This window comes from Flavobacterium rhamnosiphilum (assembly GCF_004349195.1).
In the GTDB taxonomy this organism is placed as follows: Bacteria; Bacteroidota; Bacteroidia; order Flavobacteriales; family Flavobacteriaceae; genus Flavobacterium; species Flavobacterium rhamnosiphilum.
In genome coordinates, this window is record NZ_SMLG01000033.1 from 1 (window position 1) to 1,552 (window position 1,552).

Below are 1,552 nucleotides of genomic sequence, written 5' to 3' on the forward strand. Positions count from 1 at the left end.
GCCGTTGCGGTATCGGTAAGTGGAATTGCTACTAACGCAACTTGTTTTGGAGGATCTGATGGTTCTATCACTGTAACTAATAGTGCAGGTGCTACCGTGGTAATTACAAATTCAACTAATCAAGTAGTTTCAAATACCAACTTACCTGCTGGAACATATACCCTTACCGCTACTGCTACTGGTGGAAACCAAGGACAAAATTGTACTGCTACTGCTACGGTAACCATAAATGATGGTGATGGTACTCCTCCTGTAATTAGCCAATTACCAAATGAAACAACAATTAATTGCCCTGTAAAACCTGAGTTTGCACAAGCAACTGCAACGGACAATGTCGATACAACTGTATCTTTGGCTTTTGACGATGTTACAACTCAAGGTCAATGTGCAGGTTCTTATTCTGTAACCAGAACCTGGACGGCTGCTGACGATTGTGGCAATACTTCAACAAAATCACAAACGATTAATGTTCAAGACAATACTGCTCCAACTATTACACCTCCGCAAAATATAATACTTAGTAGTGGGGTAAATTGTGTTACTGATATTAGCCCTACTATAACAGGCAATCCAGCATACAATGACATTTGTGATTCAAATCTTTCACCTCCTACCTATACTGATTCTGAATGTTTTGGAAACTCAAATAATCAAGAAATCAATGCTGGAAATGGTAATTATTTCCCATTTACTATAACAGGTTTTGATGGCACATTAGCTAGTAATATCGAAAAAATAGCTTTAACATTCGAAACGAATCAAGGAAAAGGTAGAGCTGAATTCACATTAATTGCTCCTAATGGTCAAGGAATAATTTTAGTTGGTTCTTATTGTACAGGTGGAGCGTGTGATGATGCAACATCAAACACAAAAGAATTATACTTACCTGTATTTTATTCTAATAGTTCTGGTTATACAAAATGGAACAACAACAATTTTATTCAAGATGGTGTTAGTCAAAATTTCACTCCAAACGGAGCAACCAGTTCGACGAATACAATACCTGAATTGACATCGTACGTATCCAGCTTTGAAAATTTTACAGGACCTATGAATGGTACTTGGTTAATTTATTCCAGAAAACAAGCTAATGTCAATGGTAGTATTGAATTCAAAAGCGTTTGTTTAACTCCAAAAGCTACTTGTCTGGGAAATAAAGTGATTTCTAGAACTTGGACAGTTACTGATGCATGTGGTAATACAGCAACCGCTAATCAAACCATAACTATTCAAGACACCACTGCTCCGACTGTAAATGCATCAAATAACTCTAGTACAGTTTCATGTATTTCAGCTGCAACTATTCCTACTCCACCAGATGCAACTGATGAATGTTCGGGAATACTTAATGGTGTTTTATTCTCAACAACAGATACTCCAAATCCTCTAACATGTGAAGGAACTAGAGAATATAAATATAAATATACTGATGCATGTGGAAATTTTAGTTACTGGGTTTATACTTATACCATCGAAAAAGCCGACTTCACTATGCCTGACAACGACGGAAAAACCGTGGCTTGTGTCGCTGACATAGTAGCTCCAACTGTGC

1 protein-coding gene is annotated in these 1,552 nt (G+C 37.2%); it reads left to right on the top strand.

Annotated features, from left to right (window positions below):
• The coding region (locus tag E0I26_RS16555; protein ID WP_205728810.1) for an HYR-like domain-containing protein at positions 1 to 1,552 on the top strand (1,552 nt) is incomplete at both ends.